Source organism: Kitasatospora sp. NPDC093806, assembly GCF_040683335.1.
Taxonomy (GTDB): Bacteria; Actinomycetota; Actinomycetes; order Streptomycetales; family Streptomycetaceae; genus Kitasatospora.
Genome location: NZ_JBFBDO010000139.1, coordinates 1 through 16,848, shown reverse-complemented (window position 1 = coordinate 16,848; position 16,848 = coordinate 1). Strand labels below are relative to the sequence as shown.

The following is a 16,848-nucleotide window of genomic DNA, read 5'->3' as shown; positions in this document are numbered from 1 at the left end:
CGGCCGGCGTCGTCGTTGAGCGGCTCGTCGGCGGCGAGCGCGGCCAGCCACTCGGACTCGGTGCCGGGGGCGGCGGGCAGCAGCGCGCCGCGCAGCTTGGCCAGGCCCCGGGAGCCGTGCGCGGCGATCGAGTAGACCTTCAGTCCGCGGTCGCGGGCGGCCTTGCGCAGCCGCAGGAAGACGATCGGCGACTCCTCCTCGGGCTCGAAGCCCACCAGCAGGGCGACCGGCGCGGCCTCCAGGTCCGCGTACGTCAGGGCGACGCCGCCGAGGTCCACGCCCTGCCCGGCGACGGCGGCGGCCAGGAAGTCCGCCTCCTCGCCGCTGTGCGGGCGGGCCCGGAAGTCCACGTCGTTGGTGCCGAGCACCACCCGGGCGAACTTGGCGTAGGCGTAGGCGTCCTCGACGGTCACCCGACCGCCGGTGAGCACCCCGGTGCGGGCCCCGCGCAGCCCCTCGGCGGCCCGGGCCAGCGCCTCCGGCCAGGAGGCGGCGACGAGTTCGCCGTCCCGCCGGACCAGCGGGGTGGTCAGCCGGTCGCGCTGCTGGGCGTAGCGGAAGGCGAACCGGCCCTTGTCGCAGTTCCACTCCTCGTTGACCGCCGGGTCCTCGCCGGCCAGCCGGCGCAGCACCTTGCCGCGCCGGTGGTCGGTGCGCTGGGCGCAGCCGGCCGAGCAGTGCTCGCACACGCTCGGCGAGGAGACCAGGTCGAACGGACGGGAGCGGAAACGATAAGCCGCCGAGGTGAGGGCGCCGACCGGGCAGATCTGGATGGTGTTGCCGGAGAAGTAGGACTCGAAGTCGTCCCCCTCGCCGGTGCCGACCTGCTGGAGGGCGCCGCGCTCGACCAGGTCGATGAACGGGTCCCCGGCGATCTGCTGGGAGAAGCGGGTGCAGCGGGCGCACAGCACGCAGCGCTCCCGGTCCAGCAGCACCTGGCTGCTGATCGGGACCGGCTTCTCGTAGGTGCGCTTCATCCCCTCGAAGCGGGAGTCGGCGTCCCCGGTGGACATCGCCTGGTTCTGCAGCGGGCACTCGCCGCCCTTGTCGCAGACCGGGCAGTCCAGCGGGTGGTTGATCAGCAGCAACTCCATCACGCCGCGCTGCGCCTTCTCGGCGACCGGCGAGCTGACCTGGGTGCGGACCACCATGCCCTCGGCGACCGGGATGGTGCAGGAGGCGACCGGCTTGCGCTGGCCCTCGATCTCGACGATGCACTGCCGGCAGGCGCCGGCCGGATCGAGCAGCGGGTGGTCGCAGAAGCGCGGGATCTGGGTGCCGATCTGCTCGGCGGCCCGGATCACCAACGTCCCCTTGGGGACCTGCACTTCGACGCCGTCGATGGTGAGCGTGACCAGTTCGACCGCGGCCTTGGAGGTGGATGGCTCTGTGATCGTCACGCGTGCACCTCCCTTTCGGTGGCGGACTGGTGGCCGGGGCGGGGGCCGTCGGCCCAGACGGTGGAGGCGGCCGGGTCGAACGGGCAGCGGCGCTCGACGAGGTGCTGCTCGTACTCGGCCCGGAAATGCTGGAGCGAGGAGACGATCGGGCTGGCGGCGCCGTCGCCCAGGGCGCAGAAGGACTTGCCGTTGATGTTGTCGGCGATGTCGAGGAGCTTCTCCAAGTCCCCCTCGACGCCGTCGCCGGCCTCGATCCGCCGCAACAGCTGGACCAGCCAGTAGGTGCCCTCGCGGCAGGGCGTGCACTTGCCGCAGGACTCGTGGGCGTAGAACTCCGTCCAGCGGGTGACCGCCCGGACCACGCAGGTGGTCTCGTCGAAGACCTGCAGCGCCTTGGTGCCGAGCATCGAGCCGGCCGCGCCGACGCCCTCGTAGTCGAGCGGGACGTCGAGGTGCGCGTCGGTGAACATCGGGGTCGAGGAGCCGCCCGGGGTCCAGAACTTCAGCCGGTGGCCGGACCGGACCCCGCCGCTCAGGTCGAGCAGCTGGCGCAGCGTGATGCCGAGCGGGGCCTCGTACTGGCCGGGGTTGGTGACGTGCCCGGAGAGCGAGTAGAGCGTGAAGCCGGGGGACTTCTCGGTGCCCAGGCCCTTGAACCACTCCTTGCCGCGGGCCAGGATCGGCGGCACCGAGGCGATCGACTCGACGTTGTTGACCACCGTCGGGCAGGCGTAGAGGCCGGCGATGGCCGGGAACGGGGGACGCAGTCGCGGCTGGCCGCGGCGGCCCTCCAGCGAGTCGAGCAGCGCGGTCTCCTCGCCGCAGATGTACGCGCCGGCGCCGGCGTGGACGGTGATGTCCAGGTCCAGGCCGGAGCCGAGGATGTTCCGGCCGAGCAGCCCGGCCTGGTAGGCCTCGGCGACGGCGGCCTGGAGCCGGCGCAGCACCGGGACGACCTCGCCGCGCAGGTAGATGAAGGCGTGGTCGCAGCGGATCGCGTAGGACGCGATGACCATGCCCTCGATCAGCGAGTGCGGGTTGGCGAAGAGCAGCGGGATGTCCTTGCAGGTGCCCGGCTCGGACTCGTCCGCGTTGACCACCAGGTAGTGCGGCTTGCCGTCGTTCTGCGGGATGAACTGCCACTTCATCCCGGTGGGGAAGCCGGCGCCGCCGCGGCCGCGCAGGCCGGCGTCCTTGACCAGGGCGATGACCTCGTCCGGGGCCATCGCGAGGGCGGCCTTGAGTCCCTCGTACCCGGCGTGGCGGCGGTAGGTGGCGAGGGTCCAGGGGCGGGTGTCGTCCCAGGAGGCGGAGAGGACGGGGGTGAGCAGCTTCTCGGCCGGCTCGGCGGAGGTCATCACGCTTCGGTCCCTTCGTGGCGCGGCGATACCACCTTGGTTCCGCCGGTGCCGGGCAGTGCCTCGCCCTTGGCCAGCCGCAGGCCGGCCAGCGAGGGGGCGCCGCCGGCGCCGGACTCGTCGTTGGCGCCGGCCCGCTCGTCGGGGAAGCCGGCCAGGATCCGGGCGGTCTCCTTGAAGGAGCAGAGCCGGGCGCCGCGGGTGGGGTGGACCTCCCGGCCCGCCCGCAGCTCGTCGACCAGCCGCTTGGCGCTCTCCGGGGTCTGGTCGTCGAAGAACTCCCAGTTGACCATCACCACCGGCGCGTAGTCGCAGGCGGCGTTGCACTCGATGTGCTCGATCGAGATCCGGCCGTCCTCGGTGGTCTCGTTGTTCTCCAGGTCGAGGTGCTGCTTCAGCTCGGCGAAGATCTGGTCGCCGCCGAGCACCGCGCACAGGGTGTTCGTGCAGACCCCGACGTGGAACTCGCCGGCCGGGCGGCGCCGGTACATGGTGTAGAAGGTGGCGACGGCGGTGACCTCGGCGGTGGTGAGGTCGAGCTGCTCGGCGCAGAACCGGATCCCGGTCGGGCTGACGAAGCCCTCCTCGGCCTGCACCAGGTGCAGCAGCGGCAGCAGCGCGGACCGGGCCACCGGGTAGCGGTCGATCAGCTCCCGCGCGTCGGCGGCGAGCCGGCCGCGCACCTCCTCGGGGTACGGTGCGGCCGGCAGCGCCGGCATCCCCAGTTGGACGTCTGTCACCGGTCCACGCCTCCCATCACCGGGTCGATCCCGGCCACCGAGACGATGACGTCGGCCACCTGGCCGCCCTCGCACATCGCCGCCATCGACTGCAGATTGGTGAACGACGGGTCCCGGAAGTGGACCCGGTACGGGCGGGTCCCGCCGTCGCTGACCACGTGCACGCCCAGCTCGCCCTTGGACGACTCGACCGCCGCGTAGGCCTGGCCGACCGGGACCCGGAACCCCTCGGTGACCAGCTTGAAGTGGTGGATCAGGGCCTCCATCGAGGTGCCCATGATCTTCCGGATGTGATCGAGCGAGTTGCCCATCCCGTCCGGCCCGACGGCGAGTTGGGCCGGCCAGGCGATCTTCTTGTCGCCCACCATGACCGGCCCGGGACGCAGCCGGTCCAGGCACTGCTCGACGATCCCCAGCGACTGCCTGATCTCCTCCAGGCGGATCATGAAGCGGCCGTAGGAGTCGGCGCTGTCGGTGACCGCGACCTCGAACTCGTAGTCCTCGTAGCCGCAGTACGGATCGCTCTTGCGCAGGTCGTGCGGCAGCCCGGTGGCGCGCAGGATCGGTCCGGTGGCGCCGAGGGCCAGGCAGCCGGGCAGGTCGAGGAAGCCGACGTCGCCCAGCCGGGCCTTGAACACCGGGTTGCCGGCGGCGAGCTTCTCGTACTCGGGCACCCGGGAGCGGAGGGTCTTCACGGTCTCGCGGATCTGGTCGACCGCGCCGGGCGGGAGGTCCTGGGCGACCCCGCCGGGGCGGATGTACGCGTGGTTCATCCGCAGGCCGGTGACCAGTTCGAAGACGTCCAGGATCAGCTCGCGGTCGCGGAAGCCGAAGACCATCAGCGTGGTGGCGCCGAGCTCCATGCCGCCGGTGGCCATGCAGACCAGGTGCGAGGAGATCCGGTTGAGCTCCATCATCAGCACCCGGATGACGCTCGCCCGGTCGGGGATGTCGCCGGTGATGCCGAGCAGCTTCTCGACCGCCAGGCAGTAGGCGGTCTCGTTGAACATCGGGATCAGGTAGTCCATCCGGGTCACGAAGGTGGTGCCCTGGACCCAGTTGCGGTACTCCATGTTCTTCTCGATGCCGGTGTGCAGGTAGCCGATGCCGCAGCGGGCCTGCGTCACCGTCTCCCCGTCGATCTCCAGGATCAGCCGCAGCACACCGTGGGTGGAGGGGTGCTGGGGGCCCATGTTGACGATGATGCGCTCGTCGTCGGCCCGGCCGACGGCCTCGACGACCTCGCCCCAGTCGCCGCCGGTGACCGTGAACACCCGGCCCTCGGTGGTCTCCCGGGGCTGGGCCTCTTCGAAGTGCTGGGTGCTCATCAGCTGTACGACCTCCGCTGGTCGGGTGCCGGGATCTGGGCGCCCTTGTACTCGACGGGGATGCCGCCGAGCGGGTAGTCCTTGCGCTGCGGGTGACCCACCCAGTCGTCCGGCATCATGATCCGGGTGAGCGCCGGGTGCCCCTCGAAGACCAGCCCGAAGAAGTCGTAGGTCTCGCGCTCGTGCCAGTCGTTGGTCGGGTAGACGCTCACCACCGACGGGATCCGCGGGTCGGCGTCCGGCGCGGTGACCTCCAGCCGGATCAGCCGGCCGTGGGTGATCGAGCGCAGCAGGTAGACCGCGTGCAGCTCGCGGCCCTGGTCGCCCGGGTAGTGCACGCCGCTCACGCCGAGGCAGAGTTCGAACCGCAGCGCCGGGTCGTCGCGCAGGGTGCGGACGGTGCGGAGCAGGTGCTCGCGGGCGATGTGGAAGGTGAGCTCGGCGCGGTCGACGACGGTCTTCTCGATCGCCTCGGCCGGGTCGAGGCCCTGTTCCTCCAGCGCGCCCTCCAGCTCGTCGGCGACCTCGTCGAACCAGCCGCCGTACGGGCGTTCGCTGGCCGGCGGGAGGGCGATCGGGGCGACCAGTCCGCCGAAGCCGGAGGTGTCGCCGCTGCCCTGGGCGCCGAACATGCCCTGCCGGCGGCCGACCACCTCGACCGGGATCTCCCGGCGCGGCTCCTCCCGGCGGGTCTCGGGTACCTGCTCGTTCATCGCAGCAGCCCCCGCATCTCGCTCACCGGGGTGGCCTGCAGCGCGAGCGCCTCGCCCAACTCCTCGGCGCGGCGCCTGTTCACGCCGAGCGGCTCGTGCTGGATCTTGTCGTGCAGCTTCAGGATCGCGTCCATCAGCATCTCCGGGCGGGGCGGGCAGCCGGGCAGGTAGATGTCCACCGGCACGATGTGGTCGACGCCCTGCACGATCGCGTAGTTGTTGAACATCCCGCCCGAGGAGGCGCAGACGCCCATCGAGATGACCCACTTCGGATTGGGCATCTGGTCGTACACCTGGCGCAGCACCGGCGCCATCTTCTGGCTCACCCGACCCGCCACGATCATCAGATCGGCCTGCCGGGGCGAGCCCCGGAACACCTCCATGCCGAACCGGGCGAGGTCGTACCGCCCCGCGCCGGTGGTCATCATCTCGATCGCGCAGCAGGCCAGCCCGAAGGTGGCCGGGAAGATCGACGCCTTGCGCACCCAGCCGGCCGCAGTCTCCACGGTCGTGAGCAGAAAGCCGCTCGGCAGCTTCTCCTCGATTCCCATCAGATCCCTCTCAATGCCCTCAAGTCCGTTGGCTTGTCCGCACGTTCACAAGGTCAGCGGTCAGTCCCACTCCAGACCGCCGCGCCGCCAGACGTAGGCATAGGCGACGAAGACGGTGGCGATGAACAGGAGCATCTCGATCAGCCCGAAGATCCCCAGGGCGTCGAAGCTCACCGCCCACGGATAGAGGAAGACGATCTCGATGTCGAAGACGATGAAGAGCATCGCCGTCAGGTAGTACTTGATCGGGAACCGACCGCCGCCCACGGGCTGCGGGGTCGGCTCGATGCCGCACTCGTACGCCTCCAACTTGGCCCGGTTGTACCGCTTGGGCCCGGTCAGTGAGGCCATCACGACGGAGCCGACCGCGAACGCCGCCGCGATGGCACCGAGTACGAGGATCGGCGCGTAGGCATTCATAAGCCCCCGCTCCCTCCGTCCAGTCGTCCTTGACTGCAGATCGGAACCGACGGGTCACGCTGTGGTGAACCCGGCGTTCCAGTTCCCGGATCCACCTCATGTGAGGCAGTTCACAAAGCCTGGAACGAGCGCATCCTATGCCTGTCCGCTTGTGATCTGCGACACGCAGTTCGCCGGGATCTTTGTGATCTCCGCCACCTCTGGAATGGTGGCGAAAGTGAACATGACGAGATTTGTCAACGCAAAGAAGTCAAATGATCACAACCAGTCGCATTTATCTGCGAAGCGGCTGGTCAGGGCCGCACTCCTATATCAACTACGCATCCCTGCGGGCAAATTTCTGGGCGTCATGTTGACGTGTTATAGCGGCTCACCCGCAGGGGTGGCGGCGCTGCGAACGCCTGCTTGACCCTTCGTTCACAAGCGCGCGAGCGGCCTCAGGCGCCGGCCCGCTCCCACGCCCAGGCGGCGATGCCGACCCGGTTGCGCGCACCGAGCTTCCGCTGGATCGAGGCCAGGTGGTTCTTCACCGTCCCGGCCGTGATGAACAGTTCCGCCCCGATCTCGGCGTTGGTCGCGCCGTCCGCGACCAGCCGGGCGATCTCCCGCTCGCGGGCGGTGAGTTCCTCGGCCGGGCCGACCCGCGGACCCTCCTGCTTCCGCTTCTCCCCGTGCGACGTCTCTCCCCCCGACAGCTGCCGGAGCAGGCGCACGGTGATCTGCGGACTGATCAGCGCGTCCCCGGCGACGGCCGCCCGGACCGCCTCCGCCAGCAGGGCCGGCCCCGAGCGCTTGAGCAGGAAGCCCGCCGCACCGGCCCGGATCGCCTCGTGCACGTACTCGTCCAGGTCGAAGGTGGTCACCACGACCACCCGGAACTCCCCGCCCAGCCGCCGGGTCAGCGCCAGCCCGTCCAGCCGGGGCATCCGGATGTCCGCGAGGACGACGTCCGGCCGCAGCCGCCCGGCCAGCGCCAGCGCCGCCTCGCCGTCCGCGGCCTCGCCCACCACCTCGATGTCCGGCTGGGCGTCCAGGATGATCCGGTACGCGGCGCGGATCGCCTCGTCGTCGTCGGCGAGCAGCACCCGGATGCTCATCGGCCCTCCAGCGGGAACGTCGCGGCGAGCCGCCAACCGCCGTCCCCGCGGCCGGCGGTGAGCGTGCCGCCGAGCGCCTCCGCCCGGGCCGCCAGCCCGGCCAGCCCGCTGCCGCCCCGGCGCGCCCCCGTCGCCGGGGCGCCCCCCGCGCCGTCGTCGGTCACCGTGACCTCCAGCCGCCCGCCGGCCCGGCGCACCCGCACCGTGACGGCCCGGGCGCCGGGCGCGTGCCGACGGACGTTGGTGAGCGCCTCGACCACGATCCGGTAGGCCGTCGCGGCCACCTCGCGCGGCACCTCCGCCCCCTCCCCCGGGGCCTCCAGCCGCACCGAGGCACCGCCGGACTCCGCGAACCGCTCGGCCAGGGCGGCGAGATCGGCCAGCCCCGGCTGCGGCGCGCGCTCCGCCGCGTGGTCCGCCGCCGGATCGGCGGCCCGGTCCGGCTCCGCGGTCCGCAGCAGGTGGACGGTCCGGTCCAGCGAGCCGAGCGCCTGCTGCCCGGCCCGCTCGATCCGCTCGAACAGCTCCGCCGCCCGGACCGGGTCGGACGCCGCCAGCACCGTGCCGGCCTGGGCCAGCGCGACCATGCCGCTCACGTCGTGCGCCACGAAGTCGTGCAGGTCGTGGGCGAGTTCGAGCCGCTGCGCGCCCCGGGCGGCGGCCACCGAGCGCCGGCGGGCGTCGTCCAGCCCGCGCAGGTACCGCCCGGCCAGCGCGGCCGGCCCGAGCAGGACGGCGCCGAAGCCGACCAGGGTCAACGGCCCGCCGGACTCGGTGAACCCCTCGAAGCGGGACGGCCAGAGCAACACCGCCGCCCCGGCCGCCGACGCCGCCACCGGCCCGTTCCATCCCCGGCCGAGGCGCACCGCGAGGGCCACGGTCAGCAGCAGCACGCCGAGTTCGGCCAGGCTCACCAGGGCGGGCAGCCGGTCCGCCTCGCCCCAGCGGCCGACGGCCCAGGCGCCGGCGGTGACCGTCAGCGACACCGCCCCGGCCGCCCCCGCCACGACCGCGACCGCGACCGGCCACCCGTAGCGCCGCCGCGCCGCCAGGCCGAGCAGTGCCGCCCCCGGCGCGGCCGCGGCCGCGAGCACCTGTCCGATCACCGTGTCTCCCCCCGTAGGCCCGCCCAGCTTACGGATCACCGCGCCCGCCCGCCTGTGCCGATCGGCACATCCCGCCGCCGGCCGGGGCGGCCGGTCATGCCGATCGGCATCTGCCGCCGCACCCCGGGCGACCAGCAGGCTTGAGGCATCGCAGCGGCCGACCGGGCCGCCCGGAAGGGAGCCAGTCCGATGATCGACAGCACGCCGTCCGTCCAGTCGCCCCGCGCCACCGTCCGTTCGTCCTTCCACCCGGCCGGCCAGCCAGCTGGCCCGGCGGCCGTCGACCCGGCGCCGCGCTGGGCCGAACTCGCCGCCAAGGCCGCGGTCTGGTCCACCGTCCCGTCCGGACTCTGGCGGGTCGCCTTCGCCTGCGGTGCCACCATGGGCTTCTCCGGCGAGGCCCTCGCCTTCCTCCACCGGGCCGTGCCCGGCTGGGGCAGCGTCTACATGCTGGCGTTGAGCACGCTCGCCGAGTGCCTGGCCTTCCTCACCCTCGGCCTGGTCCGCCCCTGGGGCCGGGTCGTCCCCGGCTGGATACCGCTGATCGGCGGCCGCACCGTCCGCCCGCTCGCCGCGATCGTCCCCGCCGCCCTCGGCGCGCTGGTCCTCACCGCCGGCGGGATCCAGGGCGTCCTCGGCTGGAACGACCCCGGGAACATGGGGAACCCCGACGCCCCGCACGGCTTCGCCGGCCTGGTGATGACCCTCGCCTACCTCCCACTGGTCGCCTGGGGCCCGCTGCTGGCGGCCGTCACCTTCGACTACGCCCGCCGCACCCTGCGGCGCCGGTGAGGACCGGCGCCCGTCACACGGAGGCCGGTTCGGACGCCCGGGCCGGCTCCGTCGCCGGCTCCCGCCGCGGCGCCGAGGCGGTCCGGCGGCCCCACTCGGTGGCGACCAGGACGACGGCGCCGCCCAGCAGGGCGAGCGGGCCGAGGTGGTTGCCGGCCAGGGTGATGCCGAACACCGCCGCCCAGAGCGGCTCGGTGCCCAGCAGCAGGCTGACCCGGGACGGCGAGGTGGTGCGCACGGCCCAGGTCTGCACGAAGAAGGCGAACAGCGTGCAGAGCAGCGCCAGGTGCAGCAGCCAGCCCCACTGCGCGGGCCCGTAGGCGGCCGCGACGGTCCAGGGCAGCGGGCCGGTGAACGGCGCGACGGCGGCGAACACCAGCGTCGCGGTGGCGAGTTGGACCCAGGTGACGGCGAGCGTGTCGGTCTCCCGGATCGCCCGGACCCGGGCGGTGGCCAGCACGTTGACCGTCCGCACCACGGCGGCGCCGAGCACCAGCAGGTCCCCCGGGGCCGGCGCCCGCAGCCCGCCGTCCCCGGTGAGCAGGGCGATGCCCAGCACCGCGAGGCCGGCCGCCGCGAGGAAGCGGCGCGGCAGCGGGGTCCGGGTGAGCGCGCTCTCCGCGAGCGGGGTGAACACGATCGTGAGGCTGATGATCAGCCCGGCGTTGGTCGCCGAGGTGTGCACCGCGCCGAAGGTCTCCAGCAGGAAGATCACCCCGAGCACCAGCCCCAGCGAGGCCGCGCCCAGCCACTCGGCGGGCCGCAGCCCGCGCAGCGACCGCCAGGCGAACAGCCCGAGCACCGGCAGCACCAGGCCGAAGCGCAGCACCAGCATCGCCACCACCGTCTCCGGATCGGCCACCCGCTGCACCGCGAGGAAGCTCGATCCCCAGACCACCGCCACCAGCAGCACCGGCAGATCACGCAGGACGGACGACGCAGGACGCATGGCGAGGACCTCTTCGGGACGAACGGGACCGGCACACAGGGGTCCCGCACGTCGTCGGACGGATCCCGGAACAGCTCAGGGGGCCGCCATCCTCGCGCACCGGCCCACCCGTGATCAACGGCTTTCCGGCCCCCTGTCGGATCTCCGCCCCGCCGTGGATGATGTCGCCATGCCAACGCAGCCGTCCCCCACCCATCGGAAGGCCCGTCAAATGAAGCGGAAACCCTGGGCGTTGATCGCCGCCGCCGCCGTCCTGCCGCTCGTGGCGAGCACCGGCACCGCCGTCGCGGCGACCCCGTCGACCGGCACCGGCGCCACCGGCACCACCTGCACGTACACCCCGGCCGTCCCGGCCGACAACTTCAAGGGCATCCCGGTCTTCGACGCCCGGAAGGCCGCCAAGCCCTACAGCGCGACCCTGAAGACCTCGCAGGGCTCGATCACCTTCCAGGCGCTGACCGACAAGGCTCCGTGCACCACCTTCTCGTTCCGGTTCCTCGCCGAGCGCGACTACTTCGACCGCAGCCACTGCCACCGCCTCACCACCCAGCGGATCTACGTCCTGCAGTGCGGCGACCCGACCGGCACCGGCAGCGGCGGCCCGGGCTACTCCTTCCCGGACGAGAACCTGACCGGCGCCACCTACCCGGCCGGCACGGTGGCGATGGCCAACGCGGGCCCGAACACCAACGGCAGCCAGTTCTTCTTCGTCTGGAAGGACACCAAGCTCTCCCCCGCCTACACCCCGTTCGGCCGGATCACCGCGGGGCTCGACGTCCTGCAGAAGATCGCCGCCGGTGGCGAGGACGACCAGAACAACCCCGGCGACGGATTCCCCACGCTGCCCGTGAACATCCGCAACGTGAAGATCTCCAACCGCTAGGACGCACGACGGCTCCCGTACGGAGGTCCGTACGGGAGCCGCGGCGACCGGAGCGCGGTGGGCGTCAGGCGTTGGGCGCGGCCTTGGCCAGGCCGTTGATGATGCGGTCCATGGCGTCCCCGCCCTGCGGGTCGGTCAGGTTCGCGAGCAGCTTGAGGACGAACTTCATCAGCATCGGGTGGGTCAGCCCGCGCTGGGTGGCGAGCTGCATCACCTTCGGGTTGCCGATGAGCTTCACGAAGGCCCGGCCGAGCGTGTAGTAGCCGCCGTAGACGTCCTTGAGGACGCGCGGGTAGGCCTGCAGCGCGCGCTCCCGGCCGGCCTCGGTGACCCGGGCGTGGGCCTGGACGATCACCCCGGCCGCGATCTGGCCGGATTCCATCGCGTAGGCGATGCCCTCGCCGTTGAACGGGTTGACCATGCCGCCGGCGTCGCCGACCAGCAGCAGGCCGCGGGTGTAGTGCGGCTGGCGGTTGAAGGCCATCGGCAGCGCGGCGCCGCGGATCGGGTCGGTCATGTTCTCGGGGGTGTAGCCCCACTCCGCCGGCATCGAGGCGCACCAGGCCTTGAGTACCTCGCGCCAGTCCAGCTCGCCGAAGGCGGGCGAGGAGTCGAGGATGCCGAGGCCGACGTTGGAGGTGCCGTCGCCCATGCCGAAGACCCAGCCGTAGCCGGGCAGCAGCTTGCGCTGCCCGCCGCGGGTGTCCCACAGCTCCAGCCAGGACTCCAGGTAGTCGTCGTCGTGGCGCGGGGAGGTGAAGTAGGTCCGGTAGGCGACGCCCATCGGGCGGTCCTCCCGGCGGTGCAGGCCCATCGCGAGCGAGAGCCGGGTGGAGTTGCCGTCGGCGGCGACGACCAGCGGCGCGCGGAAGGTCACCGGCCGCTTCTCCTCGCCCAGCTTGGCCGTGACGCCGACGATCCGGCCGGTCCGGTCGTCCAGCACCGGGCCGGTGACGTTGCAGCGCTCGTGCAGCCGGGCACCGGCCTTCTCGGCCTGACGGACGAGCAGCTCGTCGAAGTCGGCCCGCTTGCGGACCAGTCCGTAGTCGGGGAAGGACGCCAGCTCGGGCCAGTCCAGCTCCAGCCGGACGCCGCCGCCGATGATCCGCAGGCCCTTGTTGTGCAGCCAGCCGTTCTCGGTGGACACGTCGATGCCCATGTCGACCAGCTGCTTGGTGGCGCGCGGGGTGAGGCCGTCGCCGCAGACCTTCTCCCGGGGGAAGCTGGTCTTCTCCAGCAGCAGGACGTCCAGCCCGGCCTGGGCCAGGTAGTACGCGGTGGTGGACCCGGCCGGGCCCGCGCCGACCACGATGACGTCCGCGGTGCTCTCCACAACGCCTGCGCTCAGGTCAACGGCGGTCTCGGACACGGTGGGCACACTCCTGCTGGGGGGACGGCCGGCCGGCGGGGGCCGGCGCGGCTGGGCTTGGACGAGTCTATGAGCTGCGGACGGGCCCGCCGGTCAGACCTTGTGGGCCCGGTGCAGGGCGACGATCCCGCCGGTGAGGTTGCGCCAGGCCACCTTGGACCAGCCGGCCTCCTGGAGCAGGCCGGCCAGCGCGGGCTGGTCGGGCCACTCGCGGATCGACTCGGCGAGGTAGACGTACGCGTCCGGGTTGCTGCTGACCGCGGTGGCGACCGGCGGCAGCGCGCGCATCAGGTACTCGGTGTAGACCGTCCGGAACGGCGTCCAGGTCGGCGTGGAGAACTCGCAGATGACCAGCTTGCCGCCGGGCTTGGTGACCCGGCGCATCTCGCGCAGCGCCGCCGGGGTGTCCTGGACGTTGCGCAGCGCGAAGGAGATGGTCACCGAGTCGAAGGTGTCGTCGGCGAAGGGCAGCCGGGTGGCGTCACCGGCGGTCAGCGGCAGCTCGGGGTGGCGGCGCTTGCCCTCGACGAGCATGCCGACCGAGAAGTCGCACGGGACGACCTTCGCCCCGGCCTCCGCGAAGGGCAGCGAGGAGGTGCCGGTGCCGGCCCCGAGGTCGAGCACGAGGTCACCCGGTCCGGCGGCCACCGCCTCGGCCACCGCCCGGCGCCAGGCGCGGGCCTGGCCGAGGGAGAGCACGTCGTTGGTGCGGTCGTACTTGGCCGCGACGTCGTCGAACATGGCGGCGACTTCGTGCGGCTGCTTGTCCAGGGAGGCTCGGGTCACGCCCCCCATTGTTCACCCTGGCCCGGACGATCCGGGCAAGGGGTCACGGTCGGGGCACCCCGGCGGACGGCCGGGGGCGCCCGGAGGCCGGTGCACGCCCCCTCGGCGCGCCCCTCGGAGCAGGCCGCGCCCCTCGCAGCAGGCTTCGCCCCTCAGAGCAGGCCGCGCCGCCCGCCCGCGCGCCGTCTCCGGCGCGAGCGCTTGCCGTGCGTTATCGCCGGCATCCCGTCGGCCAGCGCCCCGGTCGCCAGGGCGACCGTGGTGGCGATCCGGTTCTGTCCGCCCCGGTCGGCCAGCGCCCGCCGGTGCCGCCGGATCCGCAGCACGCAGACGGCGAACAGCACCACCGCCACCGGCACGCTGAACCGGGCCAGCCCGACGCCCACCGGCTGCGGGTAGGTGTCGCCGCAGATCCGGACCGCGCGCGGGTCGTCGGCCGCGTGCTCCAGGCAGACCGGGTCGCCGACCTTGGCGCCGTCGGTCAGCGGCAGCGCGGTGGCGGTGTGGTGCTCGCCCGCCGCCCGGTAGCTGACGGTGCTGTAGGAGCCGCCGCCGGTGGGCAGCTGGGTCACCACGCCCTCGACTCTCACCGGGTGCGCGCCGATCCGGTCGGCCTGCTCGGCCTGACGCCAGCCCAGCAGGCACATCCCGACGGCCAGCACGGCGCTGAGCACGGCGGTGAGGTACCAGCCACGGCCCAACCGCGGGGTGCGCGGCGGGGGGACGGTCGCGGATCGCATGGTTCCTGTCCTGGCTTGCGTTCGAGGCCTGGGACGGGGCCCCGCCGCCCGCGGGAACGGGCGGTGTGTGGTGAGGGTACGGAGTGAGCTGAGCCGGATGCTATCCGCTGGCGGGCCCTCAGGTCACGGCGAAGGGGTAATCAGGCCGGGCGATCGACGGCCCAGTTCATCGGCACACGAAGCAAGTTCCGCGTCCCGTACGGGAGTACGGCACATCCCCGGGGAACGGTCGGACTACCGGCCGGTAAGGTCCGGTCAACGGCGGCGGAACACCAGCCGGCCGCCCAGCACCGTGGCCCGGCAGCCGCCGGCCGACGGCCCGTCCGCTGGGCCATTCGTGCCGGGAGCGCCGTTCGCGCCGGGAGCGAACACCGCGAAGTCCGCCCGGCCCCCGACCGCCACCCGGCCGTGCACGGCTTCGGCGAGCGGCCGCCCGGCCAGCGGGTCCAGCGCCGCCTCCCCAGCGCCAGCCGGCGTCCCCGCCAGCGCGCGCAGCCCCGACCGGGCCACCGCCGTCCGCACCGAGGCGCGCTCGAACGGCCCGGCCACCGCCGTCACCCCGGCCCCGAGCATCCGCTGCAGCCCGCGCCGGGCGCTCGCCCCGCACCGCGCCTCGTCGGGCTCCCCCACCAGGCCGTCCGGCACCGGCCGGTCCCCGACCCCCTCGCGCGGGTCCGGGTGGTAGTCCCGCTCCAGCAGCCGGTGCCCGTCCGGGTTGCGCAGTCCGGGCGTGAGCAGCGCGTCGCCCCAGTCCCGCACCCGGGCGTCCGGGTGCGCCGCCGCCAGCTCCGGGTACGGCCCGACGGCCTCGACCAGCTCACCGCGCACGAGCACCGCCCCGTCGGCGAAGGACGGGGCGGTGGGGTCGGCCGGGTCGGGCAGCACGAGGGCGGCCCGGTGCAGGGTCAGCACGGCGGCGGGAGGGCGTCAGGCGTTGTCGAGGATCTTCAGCTCGGGGTGCGCGGTGCCGCCCTCGATCGCGGTGGAGGCGATGTGCGAGGCGACCCGCGGGTCGACCGGGTCGTCGGCCGGGTCGTCCAGCACCCGCAGGTGCTCGTAGGTGGTCGAGCGCTGCGCCGGGACGCGGTCGGCGGCCCGGATCAGGTGGATCAGCTCGGTGAGGTTGGAGCGGTGCTTGGCGCCGGCCGCCGAGACCACGTTCTCCTCCAGCATGACCGAGCCGAGGTCGTCCGCGCCGTAGTGCAGCGACAGCTGGCCGGCCTCCTTGCCGGTGGTCAGCCAGGAGCCCTGGATGTGGGCGACGTTGTCCAGGAACAGCCGGGCGATGGCGATCATCCGCAGGTACTCGAAGACGGTCGCCTGGGTCGAACCCTGGAGCTTGTTGTTCTGCGGCTGGTAGGTGTACGGGATGAAGGCGCGGAAGCCGCCGGTGCGGTCCTGCACGTCGCGGATCATCCGCAGGTGCTCGATCCGCTCGGCGTTGGTCTCGCCGGTGCCCATCAGCATGGTGGAGGTGGACTCCACGCCGAGGCCGTGGGCGGCCTCCATGATCTCCAGCCAGCGCTCGCCGGACTCCTTGAGCGGGGCGATCGCCTTGCGCGGGCGCTCCGGCAGCAGCTCGGCGCCGGCGCCGGCGAAGGAGTCCAGGCCCGCCTTGTGGATCCGGGTGATCGCCTCCTCGACGGAGACGCCGGAGATCCGGGCCATGTGGTCGACCTCGGAGGCGCCCAGCGAGTGGATCACCAGCTGCGGGAACTCCGCCTTGATCGCCGCGAAGGCGCGCTCGTAGTACTCGACGCCGTAGTCCGGGTGGTGGCCGCCCTGGAACATGATCTGGGTGCCGCCCAGCTCGACGGTCTCGGCGCAGCGGCGCAGGATCTCGTCGAGGTCGCGGGACCAGCCCTTGTCGCTCTTCGGCGGCACGTAGAAGGCGCAGAACTTGCACGCCGTCACGCAGACGTTGGTGTAGTTGATGTTGCGCTCGATGATGTACGTCGCGATGTGCTCGGTACCGGCGTAGCGGCGGCGGCGCACCGCGTCGGCCGCCGAGCCGAGCGCGTGCAGCGGAGCCGAGCGGTAGAGCTCCAGCGCCTCCTCCGGGCTGATCCGGCCACCGCCGACCGCCCGGTCGAGCACGGCCTGCAGGTCGGTGCTGGGCGCATCGATGGTGGTCGCTGCGAGCTCGGACACCTGGCGGCCTTCTCTCTCTCGGGTGCTGCTGCCGGTTCAGCCTACGCCAGGCCTCCGGCGCCCCCGCGTCAGCCCGTCCGCCGCAGCGTCCCGGACGGGTTCCCGGCGTTCGGGTCGGCCGAACCGAACCGGATCGTGCCGTCCTTCTGCAGCGTGAGCGTCTCCGAGTACGAGCCGCCGGTGCACGCCCCGGGCAGCGAGGAGCGGACCAGCCGGGAGGTGAAGACCAGCTTCTCGGGCTCGGCCGAGGTGAGCGTCCAGGCGCCCTCGCAGCTGACCGAGAGCAGTCCGGTCAGCTCGTTGCGGCTGGTGGTGGCCTCCTGCCCGATCGCCGCCCGGCCGATGACCAGGGTGGTCGTCCCGGCGGGCACCCCCTTCTGGGTGGTCATCTCCCCGCGCCAGGTGCCGAGGAACGCCTCCGGCACGGCGCTCGCCGCCGAGGCCGAGGGGGCGGCCGAGGGCGAG

The 16,848-nt window shown here is 72.9% G+C and carries 15 protein-coding genes and 3 pseudogenes; 2 read left to right on the top strand and 16 right to left on the bottom strand.

The genetic code is table 11. From position 1 onward, the window contains the following. The 9 genes and pseudogenes from AB0N76_RS36015 to AB0N76_RS35975 all read right to left on the bottom strand — a co-directional run. Positions 1 to 1,400, bottom strand: a 1,400-nt coding sequence (locus tag AB0N76_RS36015) for an NADH-quinone oxidoreductase subunit G (RefSeq protein WP_363564654.1), incomplete at its 3' end; no start/stop codon positions are given. Further along, positions 1,397 to 2,758: an NADH-quinone oxidoreductase subunit NuoF gene (gene nuoF / locus AB0N76_RS36010; RefSeq protein ID WP_363564652.1), complete on the bottom strand. Its 1,362-nt coding sequence runs from the start codon at positions 2,756 to 2,758 to the stop codon at positions 1,397 to 1,399. The genes nuoF and AB0N76_RS36015, both read right to left, overlap by 4 nt. Further along, complete coding sequence (nuoE, locus tag AB0N76_RS36005) at positions 2,758 to 3,498, bottom strand: NADH-quinone oxidoreductase subunit NuoE (RefSeq protein ID WP_363564650.1); 741 nt, start codon at positions 3,496 to 3,498, stop codon at positions 2,758 to 2,760. Before nuoE ends, nuoF begins: the two co-directional genes overlap by 1 nt. Next, positions 3,495 to 4,826 (bottom strand): NADH-quinone oxidoreductase subunit D, encoded by a 1,332-nt coding sequence (locus AB0N76_RS36000; RefSeq protein ID WP_363564648.1) that lies wholly within the window; start codon positions 4,824 to 4,826, stop codon positions 3,495 to 3,497. The genes nuoE and AB0N76_RS36000 overlap by 4 nt, the downstream gene beginning before the upstream one ends. Next, positions 4,826 to 5,602 (bottom strand): annotated as a pseudogene (locus AB0N76_RS35995) (NADH-quinone oxidoreductase subunit C); the annotation flags it as partial. The gene AB0N76_RS36000 and the pseudogene AB0N76_RS35995, both read right to left, overlap by 1 nt. Further along, positions 5,536 to 6,090 (bottom strand): NADH-quinone oxidoreductase subunit B family protein, encoded by a 555-nt coding sequence (locus AB0N76_RS35990; RefSeq protein WP_363564646.1) that lies wholly within the window; start codon positions 6,088 to 6,090, stop codon positions 5,536 to 5,538. The pseudogene AB0N76_RS35995 and the gene AB0N76_RS35990, both read right to left, overlap by 67 nt. A 60-nt stretch (positions 6,091 to 6,150) precedes the next feature. Continuing rightward, the gene (locus AB0N76_RS35985; protein WP_238951216.1) at positions 6,151 to 6,510 is read right to left on the bottom strand and encodes an NADH-quinone oxidoreductase subunit A; all 360 of its coding nucleotides are present in this window, start codon (positions 6,508 to 6,510) and stop codon (positions 6,151 to 6,153) included. Positions 6,511 to 6,947: 437 nt separating this feature from the next. After that, positions 6,948 to 7,607, bottom strand: coding sequence for a response regulator transcription factor (locus AB0N76_RS35980; RefSeq protein ID WP_363564644.1), 660 nt, complete (start codon positions 7,605 to 7,607; stop codon positions 6,948 to 6,950). Next, entirely contained in the window at positions 7,604 to 8,713 is a 1,110-nt protein-coding gene (locus AB0N76_RS35975) for a histidine kinase (RefSeq protein WP_363564642.1), read from the bottom strand. Before AB0N76_RS35975 ends, AB0N76_RS35980 begins: the two co-directional genes overlap by 4 nt. Before the next feature lie 189 nt (positions 8,714 to 8,902). On the opposite strand from AB0N76_RS35975, the gene AB0N76_RS35970 reads away from it, so the two are divergent. After that, the gene (locus AB0N76_RS35970; RefSeq protein ID WP_363564640.1) at positions 8,903 to 9,505 is read left to right on the top strand and encodes a hypothetical protein; all 603 of its coding nucleotides are present in this window, start codon (positions 8,903 to 8,905) and stop codon (positions 9,503 to 9,505) included. Positions 9,506 to 9,518: 13 nt separating this feature from the next. Here AB0N76_RS35970 and AB0N76_RS35965 read toward each other — a convergent pair whose 3' ends face one another. Then, positions 9,519 to 10,454: a DMT family transporter gene (locus AB0N76_RS35965; protein WP_363564638.1), complete on the bottom strand. Its 936-nt coding sequence runs from the start codon at positions 10,452 to 10,454 to the stop codon at positions 9,519 to 9,521. A 211-nt stretch (positions 10,455 to 10,665) separates the two neighbouring features. Between AB0N76_RS35965 and AB0N76_RS35960 the strand changes: the two genes are divergently transcribed. Then, entirely contained in the window at positions 10,666 to 11,337 is a 672-nt protein-coding gene (locus tag AB0N76_RS35960) for a peptidylprolyl isomerase (protein WP_363564636.1), read from the top strand. A 64-nt stretch (positions 11,338 to 11,401) separates the two neighbouring features. On the opposite strand, the pseudogene AB0N76_RS35955 reads toward AB0N76_RS35960, so the two are convergent. The 6 genes and pseudogenes from AB0N76_RS35955 to AB0N76_RS35930 form a co-directional block, all read right to left on the bottom strand. After that, positions 11,402 to 12,748: pseudogene (locus tag AB0N76_RS35955) on the bottom strand (geranylgeranyl reductase family protein); the annotation flags it as partial. A 51-nt stretch (positions 12,749 to 12,799) separates the two neighbouring features. Then, a complete protein-coding gene (locus tag AB0N76_RS35950) occupies positions 12,800 to 13,492 on the bottom strand; it encodes a demethylmenaquinone methyltransferase (protein WP_363564634.1) in 693 nt (230 codons plus the stop codon). Positions 13,493 to 13,644: 152 nt separating this feature from the next. Beyond that, on the bottom strand, positions 13,645 to 14,232 hold the full coding sequence (locus tag AB0N76_RS35945; protein ID WP_363564632.1) for a hypothetical protein: 588 nt from the start codon (positions 14,230 to 14,232) through the stop codon (positions 13,645 to 13,647). Between the two features lie 255 nt (positions 14,233 to 14,487). Further along, positions 14,488 to 15,144: a hypothetical protein gene (locus AB0N76_RS35940; RefSeq protein WP_363564630.1), complete on the bottom strand. Its 657-nt coding sequence runs from the start codon at positions 15,142 to 15,144 to the stop codon at positions 14,488 to 14,490. A gap of 15 nt (positions 15,145 to 15,159) precedes the next feature. After that, positions 15,160 to 16,383, bottom strand: coding sequence for a cyclic dehypoxanthinyl futalosine synthase (gene mqnC / locus AB0N76_RS35935; protein WP_363564628.1), 1,224 nt, complete (start codon positions 16,381 to 16,383; stop codon positions 15,160 to 15,162). Between the two features lie 68 nt (positions 16,384 to 16,451). Further along, positions 16,452 to 16,848, bottom strand: a pseudogene (locus tag AB0N76_RS35930) (serine/threonine protein kinase); the annotation flags it as partial.

Bases quoted from the DNA above. Each gene is read 5' to 3' on its own strand.
- nuoF (WP_363564652.1), bottom strand. From the start codon at position 2,758: ATGACCTCCGCCGAGCCGGCCGAGAAGCTGCTCACCCCCGTCCTCTCC.
- AB0N76_RS36000 (WP_363564648.1), bottom strand. From the start codon at position 4,826: ATGAGCACCCAGCACTTCGAAGAGGCCCAGCCCCGGGAGACCACCGAG.
- AB0N76_RS35990 (WP_363564646.1), bottom strand. From the start codon at position 6,090: ATGGGAATCGAGGAGAAGCTGCCGAGCGGCTTTCTGCTCACGACCGTG.
- AB0N76_RS35985 (WP_238951216.1), bottom strand. From the start codon at position 6,510: ATGAATGCCTACGCGCCGATCCTCGTACTCGGTGCCATCGCGGCGGCG.
- AB0N76_RS35980 (WP_363564644.1), bottom strand. From the start codon at position 7,607: ATGAGCATCCGGGTGCTGCTCGCCGACGACGACGAGGCGATCCGCGCC.
- AB0N76_RS35970 (WP_363564640.1), top strand. From the start codon at position 8,903: ATGATCGACAGCACGCCGTCCGTCCAGTCGCCCCGCGCCACCGTCCGT.
- AB0N76_RS35965 (WP_363564638.1), bottom strand. From the start codon at position 10,454: ATGCGTCCTGCGTCGTCCGTCCTGCGTGATCTGCCGGTGCTGCTGGTG.
- AB0N76_RS35960 (WP_363564636.1), top strand. From the start codon at position 10,666: ATGAAGCGGAAACCCTGGGCGTTGATCGCCGCCGCCGCCGTCCTGCCG.
- AB0N76_RS35945 (WP_363564632.1), bottom strand. From the start codon at position 14,232: ATGCGATCCGCGACCGTCCCCCCGCCGCGCACCCCGCGGTTGGGCCGT.